At 73.3% G+C, this 22491-nt stretch carries 18 protein-coding genes; 7 read left to right on the plus strand and 11 right to left on the minus strand.

Annotated features, from left to right (window positions below; translation table 11 throughout):
• Positions 1-22 precede the first annotated feature (22 nt).
• Positions 23-1216 carry a glycogen synthase gene (glgA, locus tag AC6JBM_RS05945; protein WP_497982597.1) on the plus strand — a complete coding sequence of 398 codons (1194 nt, stop codon included), beginning with the start codon at positions 23-25 and terminating at the stop codon, positions 1214-1216.
• On the opposite strand, the gene pcaD is transcribed toward glgA, so the two are convergent.
• Complete coding sequence (gene pcaD, locus AC6JBM_RS05950) at positions 1201-1968, minus strand: 3-oxoadipate enol-lactonase (protein WP_497982598.1); 768 nt, start codon at positions 1966-1968, stop codon at positions 1201-1203. The two genes, glgA and pcaD, sit on opposite strands and share 16 nt — an antisense overlap.
• A 192-nt stretch (positions 1969-2160) precedes the next feature.
• Between pcaD and AC6JBM_RS05955 the strand changes: the two genes are divergently transcribed.
• On the plus strand, positions 2161-5637 hold the full coding sequence (locus AC6JBM_RS05955) for an ATP-dependent Clp protease ATP-binding subunit (RefSeq protein ID WP_497982599.1): 3477 nt from the start codon (positions 2161-2163) through the stop codon (positions 5635-5637).
• A 243-nt stretch (positions 5638-5880) separates the two neighbouring features.
• Here the strand turns inward: AC6JBM_RS05955 and AC6JBM_RS05960 are convergent, their stop codons facing one another.
• Together AC6JBM_RS05960 and AC6JBM_RS05965 are read right to left on the minus strand one after the other, a co-directional pair.
• Positions 5881-7047 (minus strand): hypothetical protein, encoded by a 1167-nt coding sequence (locus AC6JBM_RS05960; protein WP_497982600.1) that lies wholly within the window; start codon positions 7045-7047, stop codon positions 5881-5883.
• Positions 7048-7381: 334 nt separating this feature from the next.
• Complete coding sequence (locus AC6JBM_RS05965; protein WP_497982601.1) at positions 7382-8143, minus strand: SAM-dependent methyltransferase; 762 nt, start codon at positions 8141-8143, stop codon at positions 7382-7384.
• Positions 8144-8477: 334 nt separating this feature from the next.
• Between AC6JBM_RS05965 and AC6JBM_RS05970 the strand changes: the two genes are divergently transcribed.
• Positions 8478-9320, plus strand: a complete 843-nt coding sequence (locus tag AC6JBM_RS05970; protein WP_497982602.1) for an RNA polymerase sigma factor SigF — start codon at positions 8478-8480, stop codon at positions 9318-9320.
• Between the two features lie 110 nt (positions 9321-9430).
• Positions 9431-9580: a hypothetical protein gene (locus tag AC6JBM_RS05975; protein WP_350613430.1), complete on the plus strand. Its 150-nt coding sequence runs from the start codon at positions 9431-9433 to the stop codon at positions 9578-9580.
• 22 nt (positions 9581-9602) lie between these two features.
• Here the strand turns inward: AC6JBM_RS05975 and AC6JBM_RS05980 are convergent, their stop codons facing one another.
• Positions 9603-10556, minus strand: coding sequence for a GlxA family transcriptional regulator (locus tag AC6JBM_RS05980; protein ID WP_497982603.1), 954 nt, complete (start codon positions 10554-10556; stop codon positions 9603-9605).
• Positions 10557-10630: 74 nt separating this feature from the next.
• Between AC6JBM_RS05980 and AC6JBM_RS05985 the strand changes: the two genes are divergently transcribed.
• The 3 genes from AC6JBM_RS05985 (at position 10631) to AC6JBM_RS05995 (ending at position 13515) form a co-directional block, all read left to right on the plus strand.
• The gene (locus tag AC6JBM_RS05985; RefSeq protein WP_497982604.1) at positions 10631-11884 is read left to right on the plus strand and encodes an amino acid permease; all 1254 of its coding nucleotides are present in this window, start codon (positions 10631-10633) and stop codon (positions 11882-11884) included.
• 38 nt (positions 11885-11922) lie between these two features.
• A complete protein-coding gene (locus AC6JBM_RS05990) occupies positions 11923-12264 on the plus strand; it encodes a YciI family protein (protein WP_497982605.1) in 342 nt (113 codons plus the stop codon).
• A gap of 66 nt (positions 12265-12330) precedes the next feature.
• On the plus strand, positions 12331-13515 hold the full coding sequence (locus AC6JBM_RS05995; RefSeq protein WP_497986421.1) for an RNA polymerase sigma factor: 1185 nt from the start codon (positions 12331-12333) through the stop codon (positions 13513-13515).
• A gap of 67 nt (positions 13516-13582) precedes the next feature.
• Here AC6JBM_RS05995 and AC6JBM_RS06000 read toward each other — a convergent pair whose 3' ends face one another.
• The 7 genes from AC6JBM_RS06000 to lysX form a co-directional block, all read right to left on the minus strand.
• Positions 13583-15316, minus strand: a complete 1734-nt coding sequence (locus AC6JBM_RS06000) for an MFS transporter (protein ID WP_497982606.1) — start codon at positions 15314-15316, stop codon at positions 13583-13585.
• Positions 15313-15738 (minus strand): MarR family winged helix-turn-helix transcriptional regulator, encoded by a 426-nt coding sequence (locus AC6JBM_RS06005; RefSeq protein WP_497982607.1) that lies wholly within the window; start codon positions 15736-15738, stop codon positions 15313-15315. The genes AC6JBM_RS06000 and AC6JBM_RS06005 overlap by 4 nt, the downstream gene beginning before the upstream one ends.
• 128 nt (positions 15739-15866) lie before the next feature.
• Complete coding sequence (locus AC6JBM_RS06010) at positions 15867-16592, minus strand: hypothetical protein (protein ID WP_497982608.1); 726 nt, start codon at positions 16590-16592, stop codon at positions 15867-15869.
• 115 nt (positions 16593-16707) lie between these two features.
• Positions 16708-17886, minus strand: a complete 1179-nt coding sequence (locus AC6JBM_RS06015; RefSeq protein WP_497982609.1) for a cation:proton antiporter — start codon at positions 17884-17886, stop codon at positions 16708-16710.
• Between the two features lie 6 nt (positions 17887-17892).
• On the minus strand, positions 17893-18375 hold the full coding sequence (locus AC6JBM_RS06020; protein WP_497982610.1) for a cation:proton antiporter regulatory subunit: 483 nt from the start codon (positions 18373-18375) through the stop codon (positions 17893-17895).
• Between the two features lie 41 nt (positions 18376-18416).
• Positions 18417-19154 (minus strand): IclR family transcriptional regulator, encoded by a 738-nt coding sequence (locus AC6JBM_RS06025; RefSeq protein WP_497982611.1) that lies wholly within the window; start codon positions 19152-19154, stop codon positions 18417-18419.
• Positions 19155-19207: 53 nt separating this feature from the next.
• The gene (gene lysX / locus AC6JBM_RS06030; RefSeq protein ID WP_497982612.1) at positions 19208-22483 is read right to left on the minus strand and encodes a bifunctional lysylphosphatidylglycerol synthetase/lysine--tRNA ligase LysX; all 3276 of its coding nucleotides are present in this window, start codon (positions 22481-22483) and stop codon (positions 19208-19210) included.
• Positions 22484-22491: the final 8 nt, after the last annotated feature.

The raw sequence follows: 22491 nt of genomic DNA on the forward strand, positions 1-22491 counted from the left end.
AACAGCAATTAGTGTTTGGTGCGTGCGAGTAGACCTGCTCACCCGAGAATACCCGCCCGACGTCTACGGCGGCGCGGGCGTGCATCTGGAGTATCTGGCCCGCGAGCTTCGCAACCTGCGCTCGGCCCCGCTGGACGTGCGCGTGCACTGCTTCGGGGCGCCGCGCGCCGAGGCCGGGGTGACCGGGTACGCCGACCCCGCGGGGCTGGCCGGGGCCAACGCCGCCCTGCGCACCATGGGCGTCGACCTGGAGATGGCCGCCGGGTGCGCCGGCACCGACGTCGTGCACAGCCACACCTGGTACGCGAACCTGGCCGGGCACGTGGCCAAGCTGCTGCACGGGGTGCCGCACGTGGTGACCACGCACAGCCTCGAGCCGCTGCGCCCGTGGAAGGCCGAGCAGCTCGGCGGCGGGTATGCGCTGTCGTCGTGGTGCGAGCGGACCGCGATCGAGGCCGCCGACGCCGTCATCGCCGTGTCGGCCGGGATGAAGGCCGACGTGCTGCGCGCCTACCCCGGCGTCGACCCGGACAAGGTGCACGTCGTCTACAACGGCATCGACACGGAGCAGTACGCGCCCGATCCGGCGACCGACGTGCTGGAGCGCCTCGGGATCGACCCGGCGCGGCCCAGCGTCGTCTACGTCGGGCGGATCACGCGGCAGAAGGGGTTGCCGTACCTGCTGCGGGCCGCCCGGTCGCTGCCGCCGGACACGCAGATCGTCCTGCTGGCCGGCGCGCCCGACACGCCGGAGATCGCGGCCGAGGTCACCGCCCTGGCCGACGAGCTCAAGGCGACCCGCTCCGGGGTCGTTTGGGTGCAGGAGATGCTGCCCAAGCGCGAGGTCATCCAGGTCCTCACGCACGCCACCCTGTTCGTCTGCCCGTCGATCTACGAGCCGATGGGCATCGTGAACCTCGAGGCGATGGCCTGCCAGACGGCGGTCGTGGCGACCGCGACCGGCGGCATCCCCGAGGTCGTCGCCGACCGCGAGACCGGGCTGCTGGTGCCGATCGAGCAGGTCGCGGACGGCTCCGGCACGCCGCTGGACCCCGACCGGTTCGTGGCCGGGCTCGCCGACGCGATGACGTCGCTGCTGGAGGACCCGGCGCGGGCGGCCGCGTTCGGCCGGGCCGGTCGGCAGCGGGCCGTGGACCACTTCTCCTGGGCGGCGATCGCCGACCGGACCCTGGCGGTGTATCAGTCCATCACGTGATCGGCGATGAGCTGGCTGATCGCCTCCGGCTGCTCCACGTTCGCCAGATGGGCGGCGTTCGGTACGACCACGAGACGGCTGGTGCGGACCCGGCGCTCGATCAGCTCACCGTGCTCCGGCGGCGTGGCCGGATCGTCCGCCCCGGCGATCACCAGTGTCGGGGCGGCGATGCGGTCCAGGTCGGCGCGCAGGTCCATGGCGGCGATCGCCTCGCAGCCGCCCGCGTAGCCCTCCGCCGGGCAGGCGGCGATCATCGCCCGGTAGGGCGCGACCCGGGCCGGCAGCGCGGCGCGGTAGCGGGGCGTGAACCACCGGCCGAGGACCGCGTCCGCGACCGGCTGCATCCCGACGGCCCGCACCTGCCGGGCCCGGTCCAGCCAGCTGTCGGCGGGCGGCAGGTGGGCCGAGGTGCAGATGAGCACCAGGCGCTCGATGCGCTCGGGTGCGTGGGCGGCCAGCCACATGCCCACCATGCCGCCCAGGGACAGGCCGCAGTAGCTCGCCCGCTCGATCCCGAGACGGTCGAGCAGGGCGAGGACGTCGCGGCCGAGGTCCTCGATGCGGTACGGGCCCGGCGGGACCGGCGAGCCGCCGTGCCCGCGATGGTCGAAGCGCACCACCCGCAGCCGGTCGCCGAAGCGCGGCAGCTGCGGCCGCCACATGTCGAGGTTGCTGCCCAGCGACCCGCCGAGCAGCAGGAAGGGCGCGCCGAGCGGGCCCGCGGTGCGTTGGAACAGCGTCGTTGCCGTCACCGAATCCTTGTATCACCTCGCTTCGCTCTCAGCGGAACGGGTTTGCCGTCCTGTGGCGTTATCGTGGTCCCAAGGTTCTTCGGGTAGGGCGCCTACCCGCGCTGTCCCGCGTGACGGCCAAGAGGCTTCGACTCAGCGCATCCACCTTCGTGTCGAGGGCGGGTGCTGCCCGCCGGAAGGCGTCGATGCCCCATGTTCGAGCGTTTCACCGATCCGGCCCGCCGCGTCGTCGTGCTGGCCCAGGAGTCGGCCCGCACCCTCAACCACAACTACCTCGGCTCCGAGCACCTGCTCCTGGGCCTGCTGATGGAGCACGACGGCATCGGCGGCGCGGCCCTGCGCGCCGTCGGCGTCAGCCTGGAGCAGGCCCGTCACGAGGTCGAGGAGCTCGTCGGCATCGGCGCGCAGGCCCCGGTCGCCAACATCCCGTTCACGCCCCGCGCCAGGAAGATCCTCGAGCTGGCCCTGCGTGAGTCCCTGCGGCTCGGCCACGACCGCGTCTGCACCGAGCACGTCCTGCTCGGCCTGATCCGGGAGGGCGAGGGCACCGCCACCCAGGTCCTGATCCGCCTCGGCGCCGCGCCCAACGCGCTGCGGGCCCAGATCATGGACGGCCTGACCGGCCACCCGTCGGCCCTGGGCCCGGCCGGCCCCGCCTCGTCGCAGCGCCCGGCGAGCCCGACGCTGGACCAGTTCGGCCACGACCTGACCGCCGACGCGCGCAACGGCTCCCTCGACCCGGTGATCGGCCGCGACGCCGAGATCGAGCGGGTCGTGCAGATCCTCACCTGCCGGCGCAAGAACAACCCGATCCTCACCGGCGAGCCCGGCGTCGGCAAGACCGCCGTCGTCGAGGGCCTGGCCCAGCGCATCGTGGCCGGCTCGGTGCCGCCCGCGCTGACCGGCCGCAGCGTCTACTCGCTGGACCTCGGCGGCCTGGTGGCGGGCTCGCGCTACCGCGGCGACTTCGAGGAGCGCCTGCGCAAGGTCATCAAGGAGATCCGCACCCGAGGCGACGTCATCGTCTTCATCGACGAGATCCACACCCTGGTCGGCGCCGGTGCCGCCGAGGGCGCCATCGACGCCGCGTCGCTGCTCAAGCCGCTGCTGGCCCGCGGGGAGCTGCAGACGATCGGGGCGACGACGACGGAGGAATACCGGCGGTACATCGCCAAGGACGGCGCCCTCGACCGCCGCTTCCAGCCGGTGACGATCGAACCCCCGACGGTCCCCGAGTCGATCGCGATCCTGCAGGGCCTGCGCGCGGGCTACGAGTCCCACCACGGCGTGACCTACACCGACGACGCCGTGCGCGCGGCCGTGACGCTCTCCGACCGCTACGTCCCGCAGCGCCGCCTGCCGGACAAGGCCATCGACCTGCTGGACGAGTCCGGCGCGCGGGCGGCTCTGGCCTCACCCACTTCCGCCTCCACTGCCGCAGCCGCTTCCGGCTTCGCCCCCGCCCCCGGCTCCGGCCTCGGCTCCGCCCCCGGCTCGGGCTCCAGCTCCCCGATTGTGGTGGACCGCGACCGGATCGCGGAGGTCCTGTCCACCTGGACCGGCATCCCGGTGGGCGCCCTGTCCGCCGACGAGGCGACCCGCCTGCTGGGCCTGGAGCGGTCTCTGCACTCGCGGGTCGTGGGCCAGACCCACGCCGTGCGAGCCGTGGCCGACGCCGTGCGCGGCTCCCGCACCGGCCTGAGCGACCCGAAGCGCCCGACGGCGTCCTTCATCTTCGCGGGCCCGTCCGGCGTAGGAAAATCCTCGCTGGCGAAGGCCCTGGCCGAGCACCTCTTCGGCACCGAGGACGCCCTGATCCAGCTGGACATGTCGGAGTATCACGACCACCACACGGTCGCCCGCCTGGTCGGCGCCCCACCCGGCTACATCGGCCACGACGAGGGCGGCCAGCTGACGGAGCGAGTCCGCCGCCGCCCCTTCTCGGTCATCCTCTTCGACGAGATCGAGAAGGCCCACCCGGACGTGTTCAACGCCCTGCTGCAGATCCTGGAGGACGGCCACTTGACCGACGCCCAGGGCCGCCGCGCCGACTTCCGCCACACGATCCTGATCCTGACCACCAACCTGGGCACGGCAACAACCCCGGCCGGCTTCGCCCCGGTGTTCGCGCCACCGTCTCCCGCCCCGGGCGTTCCAGCTCCTCCCTCGCACGTCGCCCCTCCCTCCGCGCCACCGTCTCCTGCCTCGGACGCTCCAGTTCCTCCGTCGCACATCGCTCCTGCCTCCGCGCCATCGGCTCCTGCTCCGGCCGCCCCAGTTGCTCCTTCCCACGACGCCCCGTCGCCTCCGCCCGCAGCGCCCGCCGTCGCACCGCTTCAGCAGCCCACCACGTCCCGGCCACCGACCGCCCCACCCGCGCGGTTCACCACCGACCTGTCCTCGTCCCAATCGGCATTCATCCGCGACTTGCGCCGCCACTTCCGCCCGGAGTTCCTGAACCGCATCGACGACATCCTGGTCTTCCACCCCCTGACGCCGGACGACCTCTTGACGATCGTCGACCAGCACCTGACCCGCGTCTTCCTCGAACTCGACTCCCGCGGCATCACCCTGGTGGTGACGGACGACGCCCGCCACCACCTGGCGACGGCAGGCACGGACCCAGCCCTGGGCGCCCGCCCCTTGCGCCGAACCATCCGCCGCGAACTGGAGAACGAACTGTCCACCCGCCTCCTGCAGGGCACCCTGAACCCAGGCGAAACCATCACGACCGCCGCGGACGCGACCGGCCTGACCTTCACCGTCACCCCCACCCGCACCCCCGCTCCCATCCGACGCCGACGCCCGCCTCCCGGTCTGACGACCGCGGGATACGAGCCCGATCCGCCTCGCTCGACCCGCCTCGCCCGACGCGCGGAGCCGAGGACACCGAGGCTCCGGCCGGCCGCCGAAGACCAGCGGCCGGCCGGAGGGCGCGAGCGTCGAAGAGTTCGTGCTGCTGTGGCCACCGAGGCTGGGCGCCGGTCGCCGAAGACCAGGGGCCGGTGGGTCTACCGCCGGTCGGCGCGGCACCGGGCGACGCCGGGATCGGCTGGATCGGCTGGATCGGCTTGTGCCGCGTCTGCCGGAGAGCGGGAGTGTCGAAGAGTTCGTGCTGCTGTGGCCACGGAGGCTGGGCGCCGGTCGCCGAAGACCAGGGGCCGGTGGGTCTACCGCCGGTCGGCGCGGCACCGGGCGACGCCGGGATCGGCTGGATCGGCTGGATCGGCTTGTGCCGCGTCTGCCGGAGAGCAGGAGTGTCGAAGAGTTCGTGCTGCTGTGGCCACGGAGGCTGGGCGCCGGTCGCCGAAGACCAGGGGCCGGTGGGTCTACCGCCGGTCGGCGCGGCACCGGGCGACGCCGGGATCGGCTGGATCGGCTGGATCGGCTTGTGCCGCGTCTGCCGGAGAGCGGGAGTGTCGAAGAGTTCGTGCTGCTGTGGCCACGGAGGCTGGGCGCCGGTCGCCGAAGACCAGGGGCCGGTGGGTCCACCTCCCGCCGGCGCGGCACCGGGCGATGCCGGGTTCGGCTGGATCGGCTTGTGCCGCGTCTGCTGGAGAGCGCGAGCGTGGACGAACTCGTTGCCGCCGCCGCCGAAGCTGGGCGCCGACCAGCCAGCCACCGGCGGCCCGCCTGCCGATTGGCCGAATGTGGCACGACCACCGGTGAGCCGACCCGCCGACCCAGGCCGACCCGCCGGTCGGTCGCGGTGACGGCGGTTCGGCCGTGGTGCGGTGCCGGCCGGGCCGTGGTGGTTCTTGCGCCGGGCCGTCGATCAGCCTCGCTTGCGTCGATCGGGTCGAGATCATGCACCTGGTCGAGGCGTTCGGCGGCCTGCCGGGCCGGGCTCCGGGACGTCGAGCGGGTCGGTCCGCGTGTCGGCGTGGTCGATCAGTGGGTGAGGGCGGGCGGTCAGCGGGTGAGGGCGGGGGCGTCGGACTCTTGGCTGGGGAGTACGACGATGTCGGCCGGCGGGAGTGTTCGCGTCGCGGGGTCGTCGTCGAAGGTGATGTCGTAGGCGATCGGGGGGCCGGTCGCCGACCAGTGGGCGCCGAGGACGGTGCCCTCGCAGTGGGGGGTTGTGCCGGGTCTGCGGACTCGGGTGCCCGGTGCGTGGCCGTCCTCGGTGACGATGAGCAGGGCGTCGAGGGTCTGGCGTGCGCCCTGCCAGGGGGCCGGGGGCACCTGGGGGTCGCCGGCGGGGTTCTCCGTCGGGGTGCACAGGCGGCGGTGGGCGAGGGTCAGCAGGTCGGCGGCGTAGCGGGTGGACGGTTCGGCGTGGTGCTGGGCCGCGGACAGGGCCGCGTCGATGCGGTGCCAGCGGGCGGCGGGGCGGTCGGACAGCAGCGCGCGGGCGGCGCGGTCCAGGTCGGCGCAGGTGGTGTCTACGGCCGTCTCCTCGCCGAGCTCGGCGGTCCACGCCAGGTCCAGCGGGGACGGGATCAGGCCGGGGGATTCGTGGGCGATCGCCAGATACACCATGGCGAGCAGTTCCGGGCGTAGGTCGCCGGCGTAGAAGTGCAGGCCCGCCGTCTCGCCGGGCGGGAAGCGGTCGGTCAGGTGCCGGGCGCGGCCGGTCGGGATGCGGGCGGCGATCCTCGTGGTGGCCAGCTTGTCGCCGGGTGAGCGGGCCTCGCGGGCGAGGATGGTCCAGCGGTCTCGGGACAGGGCCGCCGGATAGACGGTGCGGCCGGTGTTGGCCAGGCTCTCGCCGGGGGCCAGGGCCGCGGCGGCGAGCTGGCGGGCGGCGATCGAGTAGGCGACGCCGGTCTGGGCGGCGTGGGCGCGGACGGCTCGGCGGCGGGCCCGGTCGCGGCCGGAGCGGGACCTCGGGCGGGTGCGTGATGCCGCCGGGGGAGTGGAGACCGGAGCGGCCGGGGCGGTGCCCGGTTCGGCGGCCGAAGGGGAAGGGGCGGTGCCGGGCTCGGCCGTCGATGGGGGCGGTGTCGCAGGGGAGTCCGCAGGGACCGGGGAGGGCTGCGAGGATGCCGAGTCTGGAGCGGCGTCCGGCGATGGAGGGGGGACGTCCGAGTGCGGTGGTGGGGGTGGTGGGGTCTGGTCCTGCGGCTGGTCGGCCATCTCGAGTCCTCCGGCGTCGACCCACGCTCGCACCGATCGGACGGCTGCTGCCTCCCGCCGGGCAGGGTTTGATGCTGCCCGGGCCGGTGCGCTGAGTCGGAGCCTCTTGGCCTCGGTCCCGGTCGGCGTGGGCGGCCGGGGAAGGCTCGGGCAGGCGCACTGCCCAGCCCCAGAATACCGCCCGGCCCCGGCCCGCGCCTGCCCCGCCTCGCGGCGGTTACCGTCCGTGCTGACGAACGACCGAACGCCGGGCAGCACCAAACGACCAAACGCCCGGCAGCACAGAACGACCGCAGCACAGTAACGCCGACAGCGCAGGAAAACCCGGCCGTGGCTACGAACGCTTGAGGCCGACGCCCCCGTACCCGTGCGACGTCGAATCCTCGCCCTCCGCCGGACGCCACTGCCCGATCCACACCAGCCCCGGGTCGACCAGCTCGAAGCCGTCGAAGAAGCGCTCGATCGCCGCGTGCGTGCGCGGGATGATGGGGGCGTTCGATCGGCGGTACACCTGCGTGCCTTGGCGGGCCGGGGAGGCGTCGACGCCGTCCAGGGTCAGATGTGACACGACCAGGTGGCTGCCCGGCGCCAGCGCGTCGCGCAGCCGGGCGATGATCGACCACGGGTCGGCCTCGTCGGGGATGAAGTGCAGGATCGACACGAGCATGAGCGCTACCGGCTCGCCGAGGTCGAGGTGGCCGCAGACGTGCGGGTCGGCCAGCAGGGCCTCCGGGTCGCGCAGGTCGGCCAGGGCCACCGACACCCGCTCCTCGCCCTCGACCAGCGATCGGGCCTGCGCGACGGCTACGGGGTCGTTGTCGACGTACACCACCCGCCCGTCCGTGTGCTCGTGCACGTTGCCCTGGGTCGGCAGCCCCGCGCCGATGTCGAGGAACTGCCGCACGCCGGCCTCGCGGGACAGGTACCGCACCGCGCGCTGCATGAACCGCCGGTTGCCGTGCGCGGCCGCCGGCGTGTCGGGGAAGATCGCCAGGATCTTCTCCGCGGCCTCCCGGTCGGCGGCGAAGTTGTGGAATCCGCCGAGGTAGTAGTCGTACATCCGGGCGACGTTCGGGACCGTGGCATCGATCGTCATGGGCGCCACAATAGGGCCACCCGGGGTGCGAACGCGTCACTCGTCTTTTGTCCTGCGGCAAGTTCTTGTAAGGTGGGAGGCGTCCCACCCCGCCGGGTGACGTATCCCCGTGCGGCCGGGCCCGTCCAGACAAGGGCGGTTCCCCGGAGCGTGGCGACGCCGGAGGTCTGCGCCGGCGCTCAAAACATGGGCGCCGCATGCGTAATGCGACCGGGTTTTCTCCCAGGCGTTGCACCCTGCCCTCGCAGCAGGGTTTCCCGCCTGCACGCCACCGAAACGCGCATGCGTTGTGGCGCCGGTCGTTGCGGTACCCGAATGAAAGGCCACGCCAGCCATGAGCATCACCGTGGAACAGCACGAGTCCGTCCAGACCCGGACCCAGGCGCCTGCCCAGACGCACGGCACCCGGGCCAACCGGGAGACCGACGCCCAGGCCAAGGCGCTGCTGTCGCTGCTGGGCGACCTGCCCGCCGGCACCGACCGCGAGCGCGTCCGGGCCCGGCTCATCGAGCTCTACATCCCGCTCGCCGAGTACCTCGCGCGCCGCTTCCGCAACCGCGGCGAGCAGCTCGAGGACCTCGTGCAGGTCGCGAACCTCGGTCTGATCAAGTCCGTCGACGGTTTCGACCCCACCCGCGGGGCGGCGTTCACCAGCTACGCGATCCCGATGATCGTCGGCGAGCTCAAGCGGCACTTCCGCGACAAGGGCTGGGACGTGCGCGTCCCGCGCCGGCTGCAGGAGCTGCGCCTGGAGATCAGCAAGGTCTCCGGCGACCTCGCTCAGGACCTCGGCCGCTCGCCGACCGTCGCCGACCTCGCCGGACGCCTCGGGGTCAGCGAGGAGGAGGTCATCGAGGGTCTCGACTGCGGGCAGGCGTACCGTGCGCTCTCCCTCGACGCGCCCGTCGGCGACAGCGGCGACGGTGGCGCGAACGGCCTCGGTGACCTGCTCGGCGGCGACGACCCCGACATGCGCAACGTCGAGAACCGCGAGGCGCTGCGGCCGCTGCTGGCCAAGCTGCCGGAGCGGGAGCAGAAGATCATCGCGATGCGCTTCCACGGCAACCTGACCCAGTCGCAGATCGCGGCCGAGCTGGGCATCTCCCAGATGCACGTCTCGCGCCTGCTCGCCGGTGCGCTGCGCTCGCTGCGCGACCAGCTCACGCGCGAGGACTGATCCGACCACTCCCACGGGTGCCCGCCCCGCGCGCTTCGGCGCGCCGGGCGGGCTCCTGCTTTACTGTGTACTTTATGGGCAAATCGGGCAAATCGCGTGAGTTGAAGTGGGTGTTACGGCCGAGCCACGCGGAGCTCGCCGAGCACGACGGCAAGGAGATCTACTCCTTCGGCGACACCGACATGGTGGGCCGGGTGGAGGTGACCCTGACCGACGGCACCCGCGTCCGCGTGCGCCGCACGGAGCTGATCCCCTGCTGAGCTGACCGGCCCAAAGGGCTGCTCAGCGGTGGAAGACCTGCCGGTAGGTCGTCGGCGTCACGCTCGTCTGCCGCGCGAAGTGCACGCGCAGGTTCGCCGGGGTGCCGAAGCCGGTGCGGTGCGCGATCCGCTCGATGGAGTCGTCGGTGGTCTCCAGCAGCTCCTGCGCCAGCCGCACCCGCTGCCCCACCAGCCACCGCAGCGGGCTCGTCCCCACGCTCTCGCGGAACCGGCGGGCGAAGGTGCGCGGGCTCAGCCGCGCCTCCCGGGCCAGGTCGGCGACGGTCAGCGGCTGGTCGAGCCGCTGCCGGGCCCAGTCCAGCGCGCAGCCGAGCCCGTCGTGGGCGCGGGGGCGCGGCGGCGGCGTGGCGAACTGGGACTGCCCGCCGTCGCGGTGCGGGGGCACGACCATGCGCCGGGCCACCTCGTTGGCGACGGCCGAGCCGTGGTCGAGCCGCACCAGGTGCAGGCACAGGTCGATCGCGGCCCCGGTGCCGGCCGAGGTGAAGACGTTGTCCTCCTCGGTGTAGAGCACGTCGGGGTCGAAGGTGACGCGCGGGTACCGCTGGGCGAAGTCGAACGCGTTCATCCAGTGCGTGGTCGCGCGGCGCCCGTCGAGCAGCCCGGCCGCGGCCAGCACGTACGCCCCGGTGCAGATCGCCACGATCCGCTTCCCGCGCTCGTGGGCCGCGCGCACCGCGGCGACGAGGTCGTCCGGCGGCTCGACCTGCCGCGCCCGCGAGAACGCCGGGAGGATCACGGTGTCGGCGTCGGGCAGGGACGACAGGGGATACGGCGCCTCGACGCTCAGGCCCGAGCGCGCGGCGTGGCGGCCGGGGGCCGAGGCGGCGAAGCGCAGCTCGTACCACGGGTCGGCGAGGTCGGCGCGGTCGATCCCGAACACCTCGCACGGCACGGCCAGCTCGAACACCGGCATGTCGGCGGTGACGGCCACCCCTACGACGTGTCGGCTCATGGCAGAAATCTAGCGCAGAACGGCATTCCTGCCACTGGAGGCATTGGCGGTACCGCGGAAAAGATCTTCTCGTGATGACCGTCCCCCAAGGGGCCGCGCTGTCCATCGGAGCCGTGCTCGGCACCGGTGTCATCGCGCTGCCCGCGCTCGCCGCGCAGACCGCCGGACCCGCCTCCCTCATCGCGTGGGCGGCCCTGGTGGTGCTCTCCGTGCCGCTGGCCGCCACCTTCGCCGCGCTCGGGGCCCGCCACCCCGACGCCGGCGGGGTCGCCACGTATGCGCGGCGCGCCTTCGGGCACCGGGCCGCGGCCGTCGTCGGCTGGTCGTTCTACTTCGCGATCCCGCTCGGCGCGCCCGCGGCGGCGCTCTTCGGCGGCGCGTACGTCGCGGCGGCCCTCGGCGGCGGTACGACCACGACCCTCGCGACCGCCGCCGCCCTCATGGCCGTGGTGACGGCCGGCAACCTCGGCGGCGTGCGCGTCTCCGGCCGCCTCCAGCTCGGCCTCGCCGCCCTGCTCATCGCGCTGCTGCTCACGGCCACGCTCACCGCCCTGCCGCACGCCCGGGCGGCGAACCTGCACCCGTTCGCGCCGCACGGCTGGTGGGCGATCGGGCCCGCCGCCGCCGTGCTGGTCTGGGGCTTCGCCGGCTGGGAGGCGGTCACGTCGCTCGCCGCCGACTTCGCCCGGCCGGGCCGCGACCTGCCCCGCGCCACCGGGATCGCGCTGGTCGTGGTGGCGGTGCTGTACCTCGGGATCGCCGCCGCCAGCACCCTGGTCCTCGGCCCCGGGCTCGCCGCGGACGGCCGCAGCGGCGGCGCGCCCCTCGCCGAGCTGCTCGCCATCGGCGTCGGCGGCCAGGTGCGCACGATCGCCGCCGGCGCGGCCGTCCTGCTCACGCTCGGCACCATGAACGCCTACTACGCCGGGGCGGCCAAGCTCGGCGCCGCGCTCGGCCGCGACGGCGCGCTGCCCGCCTGGTTCGCCCGCGGGGCCGCCCCGGGCGCGGTGCCCCGCCGCAGCCTGCTGTTCGTCGCGCTCCTCGGCGCCGTGTCGCTCGTGGTGACCGCCGCGACCGGCACCGGGACCCGCGCGCTCGTGCTGCTCACGAGCGGCTGTTTCGTCCTGGTGTACCTCGTGGGCTCCGCCGCCGCCGTCAAGCTGCTGCCGAACAAGACGCTGCCGGTCATCGCGCTCGTCTCGTCCGTCGGCCTGATGCTCGTCACCGGCTGGTACGTCGCCGGTGTGCTCGTCATCGCCGCGGGCGCGCTGGCGTATACACGAAAGCGCGGCCGCGTTGTCGATTCGGTGCCGGCCCGATTGACGTAGGAGTGTCAGCACACACCTTCGCACTCGAGGAGACCTCGATGAGCCAGTACCTGATCCTGATCTACGAGGACGAGGCCGGCTACGCCACCGGCGACCAGCGGCTGTTCCAGGAGGTCATGGACGCCCACAACCGCTTCGCCGAGCAGGTCGGCGAGCTCGGCGGCTCCCTGGTCGGCGGCAACGCGCTGCAGGCCACGAACACGGCCACCTCCGTGCGCGGCGACGTCGTCACCGACGGCCCGTTCGTGGAGACCAAGGAGGTGCTCGGCGGGTACTACCTGATCGACGCCAAGGACCTCGACCACGCCCTGGAGATCGCCAAGCTGTGCCCGGCCCGCTTCGGCGGCGTCGAGGTCCGCCCGGTGCAGGTCTTCGGGTAAGTCTTGCCGGAGCCGTCGCACGTCCGGTCGGCGATCGCCGACGCGCACCGCCGCGAGTGGGCCCGCGTGCTCGCCGCGACGGTGCGCGTCGCCCGCGACCTGGACCTCGCCGAGGAGTGCGTCCAGGACGCGTACGTCTCGGCGCTGGACGCCTGGCTACGCCAGGGGGTGCCGGCCAACCCGGGCGCCTGGCTGACCACGGCCGCACAGCGCCGGGCGCTGAACGCCCACCGCCGGGCGGCAACGCTCCGCTCGAAGTTGCCGTTGCTCGTGGTGCCGACGGATGTCCCGGATGTCTCGCACTTTCCCGATGATCGCCTGCGGCTCGTCTTCACGTGCTGCCACCCCGCGCTCGCGCGGGAGGCCCAGCTCGCGCTCACCCTCCGGCTGGTGTGCGGCCTGACCACCGCCGAGATCGCCCGCGCCTTCCTGGTCAGCGAGTCCACGATGGCCGCCCGCGTGACGAGGGCCAAGAAGAAGATCGCCGCGGCCCGCATCCCGTACCGCGTCCCGTCGCCCGGCGAGCTGCCCGAGCGCCTCGACGCCGTGCTGACGGTCGTCCACCTGGTCTTCACCACCGGCCACACGGCCCCGGCCGGCGACACCCTGCTGCGCCCCGACCTGGTCGAGCGTGCCCTGGACCTGGCCCGCACCCTGTGCGCCCTGATGCCCGACGAGCGCGAGGCGAGGGCAATGCTCGCCCTGATGCTGCTGCACGACGCCCGCCGCGCGACCCGCACCGCCCCCGACGGCCGCCTGCTGCCGCTCGAGGAGCAGGACCGCGGCGCGTGGGACCGCGCCGGCATCGAGGAGGGCCTGGCCCTGGTCCGCGCGGCGCTGCGCGGCGGCCGCCCGGGCCGCTTCGCGCTGCAGGCGACGATCGCCGCCCTCTACACCGAGGCCCCGACGTACGCCGAGACCGACTGGCGCCAGCTGCTGGCCGTCTACGACCTGCTGCTGGCCGCCTGGCCGACCCCGGTCGTGGCGCTCAACCGCGCCGTGGTCGTCGCCATGGTGCACGGCCCGGCCGCGGCCCTGCGCCTGCTGGACGAGCTCGCGGCCGACCCCCGCCTGGCGGGCTACCACTACCTGCCGGCCGCCCGCGCCGAGCTGCTCGTCCGCACCGGCGACCTCGACGGCGCCCGCGCGGCCTACACCGAGGCCCTCGAGCACTGCGGCAACGCCGTCGAGCGGGCCTTCCTGTCGCAGCGCAGACAACGAACGGGCCGAGCACCCCACACCCCGGGGTGATCGGCCCGTCCGCGGCGTCACGCCGGCCCGTGGCAAGAACCGGACGACGCCATCCCACAGGAGGGAGTTACTGCGACACCGGCTCGATCTGGTGCTTGGCCGGCTTCACGAGGGAGGCCACGGCACCGATCAGCGCCATGCCGATCGCCAGCCAGAACACGATGACCAGCCCGTCGTGGAAGGGGCCGGACACCAGGTGCGGGAAGAACTCCCGGCCGGTGAGGGTCGCCGCGTTCGCCGGCGGCAAAGTGCCCAGCAGCTGCGGGCCGAGCAGCGACTGGATCGGGTTGAAGCCGAGGAACGCCGCGAACAGCGTGCCCACCGGCGGCAGGCCGGCGATCTGCTCCGCGGCCGGGGCCGGGACGCCCTGGGCGGTCAGGCCGGTGCTGAGCGAGTCCGGCAGCGACGTCGACAGCCCCGCGATCATGAGCGAGAAGAACACGCCGATCGACAGCACCATGCCCGCGTTCTGGAACGTGGCCCGCATGCCCGACGCGGCGCCGCGCAGGTGGGCCGGGACGCTGTTCATGATCAGCGACGTGTTCGGGGCCGCGAAGAGGCCGCCGCCGAGACCGTTGCAGAAGACCAGCAGCGCGAACGCCCAGTAGCTGAAGTCCGTCGGCAGGATGAGCAGGCCGCCGAACGACAGGGCCATGATGATCAGGCCGACCGCGGCGAAGAGCCGGGGGCCGTACTTGTCCGACAGGTGCCCCGCGACCGGCCCGGCCGCGAGGAAGCCGACGGTGAGCGGCAGCAGGTAGATGCCCGCCCACAGCGGCGTGGACTCGTAGGTGTAGCCGTGCAGCGGCAGCCAGATGCCCTGCAGCCAGATGATGAGCATGAACTGCAGGCCACCGCGGGCGATCGCGGCGAGCAGGCCGGCGATGTTGCCGTAGGCGAACGCGCGGATCTTGAACAGGCCGAGCGGGAACATCGGCTCGGTCACGTGGCGCTCGATCCAGGCGAAGAGGCCCAGGACCGCCGCGCCGCCGATCAGGCCGGTCAGCACCCACGGGTTCGTCCAGCCCTGGCTGTGGCCGCCGTACGGCTGGATGCCGTAGGTGATCCCCGCCAGGACCGCGGTCAGCCCGACGGCGAACGTGAGGTTGCCCCACCAGTCGATCCGCCCGGGCCGGCGCAGGCCGGTGTCGTGCAGGCTGCGGTACGCCCAGATGGTGCCGATGACGCCGATGGGCACGTTGACCCAGAAGATCGCCCGCCAGTTCCACTCGGCCAGCAGCCCGCCGAGCACCAGGCCGATGAACGAGCCCGCGATGCCGGCGACGATGTTCACGCCGAGGGCCATGCCGCGCTGGGCGGCCGGGAAGGCGTCGGTGAGGATGGCGGCCGAGTTGGCCATGAGCATCGCCCCGCCGACGGCCTGCAGCACGCGCCAGCCGATGAGCCACAGCGCGCCGCCGCCCCCGTCGAACGGGTCCAGCGACAGGGCGATCGAGGTGATCGTGAACAGCGCGAAGCCGAGGTTGTAGATGCGCACCCGGCCGTACATGTCGCCGAGCCGGCCCAGGGTCACCACGAGCACGGCGCTGACGAGCATGTACCCCATCAGCATCCACAGCAGATAGGACACGTTGCCGGGGGCGAGCGGGTTGAGGTGGATGCCGTTGAAGATGGCCGGCAGCGAGATCAGGACGATCGAGGAGTTGATCGTCGCGATCAGCATGCCGAGGGTGGTGTTGGACAACGCCACCCACTTGTAGTGCGGGTGGTCCTTGCCACCCGACAACGCTCCCCGGAAGCCGGACTTGCTGCCCCCGTGCGCCTCAAGGGTGTCGGTCACTTGGCGAGCCTCTCCAGCGCCGGCAGCGCAGCCGCGATCAGCGCCTCATCGTCGTCGGACACGTCGACCAGCAGGGCGGCGAGATGTGCGGCGCGCACCGAACGGCGGCGCTCGAGCAGCTCGGACCCGGCCCGGGTGATCCTGACCAGCACGACCCGGCCGTCGGCGGGGTCGGCGGCCCGCTCGGCCAGCCCCTCCCGCTCCATGCGCTGGACGAGCTGGGTCATGGCGGGCTGGGTGACGCCCTCCGCGGTGGCGAGCTCGGTGAGCCGCCGCGGTCCTTCGCGCTCCAGGCGCCGCAGCGTCGAGGCGGCCGTGAGACTGATGTCGTTCGGTGGGTTGCCCTGCCGCAGGAGGCTGAACACGCGCTCGACGGCGACCGTCAGGCGCGCGGGATCCAAGGCGGTACGAGCTGCGGGCATACCTCAATTCGTATCACGTACTTATAGAAGTTGCTTATGCAGTGTCGCCAAGTTCACCCGCTCTTGACAGCGAACGACGCCGGTCGATGCGCTGGGCGCGCGTCGACCGGCGTCGTGTCGTGTATCGGTTACATACAGTCGGGGCTCTCGGTGATGGTGAGGCCGTCGACCAGGTTGCCGAAGCCGTCGTCCGTCGACGCGCTCGAGTCCGCGGTCAGCGTGACCCGGGTCGAGGTCTGGCCCGGGCCGGTCTTGTACCAGCCGTAGAGCCGCTTCCAGCGCACGTCGTCCGCGGAGTTGGCGTAGGCGAAGGCCGAGCCGACGCCCATGACGCTCGTGTCGTTCTTCGGCGTGCGGCCGAAGTGGATCGAGGTCGCGTCCACGTCCTTGCCGCCGGAGGTGTCCCGCGCCCGGATCCAGAACGACCAGTAGATCTTCGTGTTCGGCTTGGTCTTGATGTCCTGGTAGATCGAGTTGCCCGAGCCGGTCGCGTTGAGCTCGGCGAACTGCTTGCCGAAGCGCGGCGCGACGCCCATGTTGCCGCCCCAGATCTCGATCTTGCCGTCCGGGTCGTCGGTGCGCCAGCCCGGCACGTCGTCCTCGTCGAACTGCATCCAGTCCCGGCCGCCGAGCTTCGGCGACTCGAAGCCGCCGTCCACGGTCATCTCCCGGCACGCCATCGGGGCGGCCTTGGTGTGCGCGTGCTTGGGCTGGCCGAACGTGGCGCCGCCGCCACCCGGGCCGTGCCCCGTGCCGGCCGCGTGGGCGGGCGCGCCGATGAGCGTCGTCAGGAGCGTCGCCGCGCCGATGGCGGGCAGCATCCGGTTGTGCTTGAACCGGCTGTGCTTGAGCATGGTGTTCCCCCGTCGTCCGCCACGGCTGCGCTGCCGTGGCACCTCCGACGTGAGCCAAACACGCTTATCCGGGCAAAGCCGGTCGGATCAGGGAAATTCCGCATTTCGGGCAGAGTTATGCGGCCGTTCGTCGGCGCGCGGTTCGCCGGGCGAAGAGCCGGGCCACGGGCTCGGCCGCGCGGGCCGCGATCGGGCCGAGGACGGCGAGGATCAGCACGTAGGCGGCGGCGAGCGGGCCGAGCCTCGGATGGCTCCCGGCCGCGACCGCGAGCCCGGCGATGACGATGTTGAACTCGCCGCGGGGCAGCAGCGCGGCGCCGGCGCGCACCCGCCCGGTCAGCGCGACCCCGGCCCGCCGGGCCGCGATCCAGCCGGTGGCGAGCTTCGAGGCGATCCCGCACAGCGCGAGCAGCGCGGCCACGCCGAGCACCGGCGGCAGCGCGCGCGGGTCGGTCTGCAGGCCGAAGAAGACGAAGAACACCGCCGCGAACAGGTCCCGCAGCGGGGTCAGCAGCTGCCGGGCGGTGTGCGCGAGCGGCCCGGACAGCGCGATGCCGACGAGGAACGCCCCGACCGCGGCCGAGACCTGCAGCAGCTCGGCCGCCCCGGCCACGAGCACGGTCAGCCCGAGCACCTTGAGCAGCAGCACCTCCTCGCTCTCGCTGGCCACGAAGCGCTCCACGACGGTGCCGAAGCGCAGCGCCACCAGCAGCACGAAACTGATCGTCGCGGCGGCCAGGGCCAGGGTCGCGGTGCCGCCGAGCACACCCACGCCGGCCAGCAGCGCGGTCAGGATCGGCAGGTACAGCGCCATCATGAGGTCCTCGAAGACCAGTAGCGACAGCACCACCGGCGTCTCGCGGTTGCCGAGCCAGCCGAGGTCGCCGAGCACCTTCGCGGTGATCCCGGACGACGTCACGTACGTGACCCCGCCGAGGGCCACGGCGGCGACCGGGCCCCAGCCCAGGATCAGCGCGGCCGCCACCCCCGGGGCGGCGTTGAGCACGAGGTCCACCAGGCCCGCCGGGGCGCAGGTGCGCAGCGTGCCGACGAGCTCCGGCGCGGTGTACTCCAGCCCGAGCGTGAACAGCAGCAGGATCACGCCGATCTTCGCGCCCGCCGAGATGAACTCCGTGCTCGTGTTCAGCGGCAGCACCCCGCCGGCCCCGAAGGCGAGGCCGGCGACGAGGTACAGCGGGATCGGCGAGATCGAGAACCGCAGCGACACGGCGCCGAGCAGCCCGAGGGCGAGGATCACGGCGCCGAGCTCGACCAGGATGGTGTCGTGGTGCACGCGGCCCTACCCGTCGCTGAGCAGCGCCGCGACGCCCTCGACCCCGGCCGCGGTGCCGACCGCGACGATCAGGTCGCGAGCCCGCAGCCCGAAGTCCGGCCGCGGGCTCGCGACCACGTCGTTGCCGCGCACCACCGCCACGATCGACGCGCCGGTGCGCGTGCGGGCCCTGGTGTCGCCCAGCGTCCGCCCGGCGTAGGGCGAGCCCGGCGCGATCACGAGCTGCTCGGTGACCAGCCCCGCGACCTGGCGCTGCATCTCGGCGAGCTGCTCGACGATGCGGGCGGTGCCGAGGTACTCCGCGACGGCGTTCGCCTCGTCGGCGTTCAGGGCCACCGAGACGACGCTCGTGTCCGGGTCCTCCTTGTCGTAGACGACGAGGTCCCGCCGGCCGCTGCGGTGCGACACGATGCCGATCCGCCGGCCGCGGGCCGTGGTGACCACGTGGCTGGTGCCGATCCCGGGCAGGTCGATGCGCTCGACGTCCATGGACCCATGCTAAAAGCGAAGAAGGTCCGCAAATGCCGGTTTTACCCGAGAATGGCGGCCGCCAGCTCGTCGGCCGCGCGCCGGACCCCGGCGGCGATGTCCTCGGCGTGGTCGTGGGTGAGCCGGGACAGCGGCGCCCCGCAGCTGATCGCGTCGGTGACCGGCAGCCCGTCCACGCGCACCGCGGCGGCGATGCACCCGACGCCGGGGAGCACCTCGCCGCGCTCGTACGCCACCCCGCGCGCCCGGCACTCGGCGAGCGCGGCGTCGAGCTCGGCCCGCTCGACCACGGAGTCCGCCGTGTGCGCCCGCACGCCCGCGGCCAGGATCGCGTCGAGCTCGACGGCGTCGCGCCGGGCCAGGATCGCCCGCCCGCTGGCCGCGGAGATGGCGGGGAAGCGCCGGCCGACGACCGGCCCGCCGAGGTCGTGGGCGGACTCGCGCACGGCCAGGCACACGATCGCGGCGCCGTCGAGGCGCACGAGCCGGATCGACTCGCCGAGCTGGTCGCGCAGCCGGCCCAGGATCGGCCCGGCCAGCCGGGCGGTGCGGTCGGCGGAGAGGTAGGCCCCCAGCGGCCGCAGCGCCCCGACGCCGATCGCGTAGGAGGAGCCGTCGGGGTCGGCCTCGACCCAGCCGCGCGCGACGAGCAGCGCCAGGCGCCCGCGCAGGATCGGCTCGGGCAGTCCGATCTGGCGGGACAGGGCGTCGATCGTCATCCGATCGGACGCCGCCGCCAGCCGTTCGAGGAGATCCAGGGTCGGGCTCTCATCGGCCATTCGGCGTGTGTTCCCATCGCCGGCGCGAACAAGGACTTTGGACTCATTCCACTCTAGCGCCCCGGCTTTACCAGAGGGAACGGCAGTGTCTCGCGAATCGTCCGCCCCGTCAGCAACATGACGAGCCGGTCCACGCCCAGCCCCAGCCCGCCGCTGGGCGGCATCGCGAACTCGAACGCGTCCAGGAAGTCCTCGTCGAGCTCCATCGCCTCCGGGTCGCCGGCCGCCGCCCGCAGCGACTGCGCGGTCAGCCGGGCCCGCAGCTCGACCGGGTCGACGAGCTCCGTGTACGCCGTGCCGAGCTCCATCCCGAAGGCCACGAGGTCCCAGCGCTCGGCCAGCCGCGGGTCGTCGCGGTGCTGGCGGGTCAGCGGGGAGACGTCGACGGGGAAGTCGGTGTAGAACGTCGGCCGTACCGTCGCGCCCTCGACCAGGTGCTCGTACAGCTCCAGCACCAGCTGCCCGTGGGTCCACCCGTCGAGCCAGGCGATCGAGAGCTTGTCGGCCAGCTCCCGCAGCTCGGCCACGGTCGAGTCCGGGGTCACCGCGGCCCCGGCCGCCTCCGACACCGCGGTGTAGACGGGCACCACCGGCCACTCGTCGCGCAGGTCGACCACCCGCTCCTGCCCCGCGAACTCGCGCCGCAGCACCGGCTCGTCGCCCGCGGCGGCCAGGATCAGCTCGCGGACCAGCCCGCGCATGGTGGTGTAGTCGCCGTACGCCTCGTAGGCCTCCAGCATCGTGAACTCGGGGTTGTGGGTCGCGTCGACACCCTCGTTGCGGAAGTTGCGCCCGATCTCGAAGACCCGCTCGACGCCGCCGACGGCGAGGCGCTTGAGGTACAGCTCCGGCGCGATGCGCAGGTAGAGCCGCATGTCGTAGGCGTTGCTGTGGGTGACGAAGGGCCGGGCGTTGGCCCCGCCGTGGATCGGCTGCAGCACCGGGGTCTCGACCTCGACGTACGCGTGCCCGTGCAGCGCCCGGCGCAGCGCGAACGTGACGGCGGAGCGGGTGCGGACCATGTCGCGGGCGGGCGGGTTCACGATGAGGTCGACGTGGCGGCGGCGGACCATCGCCTCGGGGTCGGCCATGCCCTTGTGCTTGTCCGGCAGCGGCTGCAGGCACTTGGCGGTCAGCTCCCACGCGTCGGCGAAGACCGACAGCTCGCCGCGCCTGGTGGTGCCGACCTCGCCCGCGACCCCCACGTGGTCGCCGAGGTCGACGGTCGCGGCGAACTCGGGCCGGCCGGTGAGCACCACCTGCAGGTCGCCGGTCCAGTCCCGCAGGGTCGCGAAGCACAGCCCGCCGTGGTCGCGCAGGCGGATCACCCGGCCCGCGAGCGCGACCCGATCGCCGGTGCGCGTGTCCGCGGCCAGGTCCGGGTGCGCGGCCCGGATCTGCACCGCGCTGTGGGTGCGGGCGAAGCCGGGCGGGTACGGCTCGATCCCCGACGCACGCAGCGTGTCGAGCTTGGCGATGCGGATGCGCACCTGCTCGGGCCGCTTGCGCACGTCCGGCTCGGCCGAGGCGGCGGCGGCCGCGGCGGCCAGCTCCTCGTCGGTGATGACGAGATCGCGCCGGTCGGCGGCGAACGGCGACGACTTGCCCCGGCGCAGCAGGGTCGGCAGCGACGGTACGACCACGAAGCCCTCGGCGACGCCGGAGGCGAGCCCGACCTTCGGCAGGTCGCGCACGTCCTCGAAGCACAGGAACCGGGGCAGCCACTGCGGGTTGTACTTCACGTTCGAGCGGTACAGCGACTCGAGCTGGAACCAGCGCGACGCCACGAGCAGCATCGCCCGCCACAGCCGCAGCACCGGCCCGGCCCCGATGCGGGCGCCCTCCTCGAACACCGCCCGGAACACCGCGAAGTTCAGCGACACCCGGTGCACCCCGATGCGCGGCGCCTCCCGCATGAGCGTGGCGACCATGGTCTCGATGAGCCCGTTGTCGGACTGCCGGTCGCGGCGCATGAGGTCCAGCGACAGCCCGCCGGCGCCCCACGGGGTGAACGACAGCAGCGCCACCTCGCGCCCGCTCGCGTCGTGGGCCTCGACGAGCACGCAGCGCCCGTCGTTCGGGTCGCCGAGGCGGCCCAGCGCCATCGAGAAGCCGCGCTCGGTCTCGGTGTCGCGCCAGCGGGCGGCGAGCTCGATGATCCGCCCCATCTCGTCGGCGGGGATCTCGGCGTGCCGGCGGATGCGCACCGTGTAGCCGGCCCGCTCGACCCGGTGCACGGCCTGGCGCACCTGGCGCAGCCGCGGGGAGTCGAGGTCGAAGTCGCGCACGTGCAGGATGGCCTCGTCGCCGAGCTCGATCACGCGCAGGCCGCCCCGCGCGTAGGCGGTCGCGCCCTCCTCGCTCGCGCCCATCACGGCGGGCGTCCAGGCGTACTCGCGCGCCTCCTGCAGCCACGCCTCGATCGCCGGCCCCCAGGAGTCGGGGTCGCCGAGCGGGTCGCCGCTGGCCAGCGACACGCCGAAGACCACGCGGTAGGTGATCGCCGAGCGGCCCGACGGCGAGAGGATGACCTCCTTGTCGCGGCGGGTGGCGAAGTATCCCAGCGAGTCGCGCTCGCCGTGCTCGGCCAGCAGCCGGCGGACCGCGCGCTCCTCGTCCGGGTCCAGCGAGGCGATCATGCGCTGGGAGCGCAGCAGGGCGAAGAGGGCCGCGAAGATGGCGATCGCGCCGAAGGCGCCCAGCACCAGGTTGACCCAGCCCGGGGCCCGGCCGTGGCGCCCGACATCGAAGCCGAACGCGCCGCCGAGGACGATGCGGCCGCTGTACTCCAGCCGCTGGACCCCGTGCCCGAGCGAGCCCGGGAACAGCTCGACCAGCCCCCAGCCGACCGCGGTGAACGCGACGAGCAGGACGCCGAGCGTGGCGAGGGCCTTGGGCAGGCTGGCCGGCTGGACCTTGGCGTCGAACTGGGGCCGGCCGAGCCACAGCAGCCCCAGCAGGACAACGGTCACCCCGAGGTTCACGGCCGCGGCCGTCGTCCCGTGGAACGGCAGCCGCAGCTCGCGGGCCTCGGCGCCGCGCTCGCCCAGGTCGGAGAGCACGAACAGGTCGTACAACCCCTGCACCGACAGGATGATCACGAGCAGCCAGAACGCGATCCGCTTGCGGTTGTGCACGCCCGCGGCGAGGGTCATCAGGAATGCCGCGTAGCCGACGTTGGCCGGGGCGGGCAGCAGCAGCGCGTCGATGCTGGCGCGCACCGGATGCACCCGGGCGCCGAGCGCCACACTGACCGCGGCGGCGATGCACAGAACCGCCACGACCATGAGGCCGGCCGCGAACCAGTCCGGAATACGCTCTCGCTTCACCGGGTCAT

This window comes from Dactylosporangium thailandense (assembly GCF_059739745.1).